Origin of the sequence: Acinetobacter sp. T_3_1 (assembly GCF_025377055.1) — a bacterium.
GTDB lineage: Bacteria > Pseudomonadota > Gammaproteobacteria > Pseudomonadales > Moraxellaceae > Acinetobacter > Acinetobacter kookii.
In genome coordinates this window covers 1-346 of record NZ_JACHVD010000059.1, presented here as the reverse complement: position 1 = coordinate 346, position 346 = coordinate 1, and the positions used below count along the sequence as shown (strand labels likewise).

Sequence of the window (346 nt, the reverse complement as noted above, 5' to 3'; positions counted from 1 at the left end):
AATCTAATCGAACTCATGGATTCTGATTATTATTCAGGCTTGGGAAAAACCACAATAAACAGCACCTCGACCAGCTCTATCGGTACAGTGAATTCGGCTACCAGCAATGTGAATATCAATGGTTCCAATAACGGTATAGACATTTCCAATGATACTACGAATGATGGGACTCTAAGTTCCACCACCACTCAAAATAATCAGCAATGCCCTAACTTAAGCACTCAACCGGGAGGCTCACTATGCTGAACTTTCCTTTAAATAGAAGAAAAATATCTTCTGTGAGTGCTTTGGTCATATTTAGTCAACTTATGACCGGGTGTACTGGCTTGGCACCCTCAAACAAGAA

At 40.8% G+C, this 346-nt stretch carries 1 pseudogene; it reads left to right on the top strand.

Going from position 1 to position 346, the window contains the following annotated elements:
- A pseudogene (locus H4I94_RS16215) lies at nt 1–246 on the top strand (hypothetical protein); the annotation flags it as partial.
- Nucleotides 247–346 lie beyond the last annotated feature (100 nt).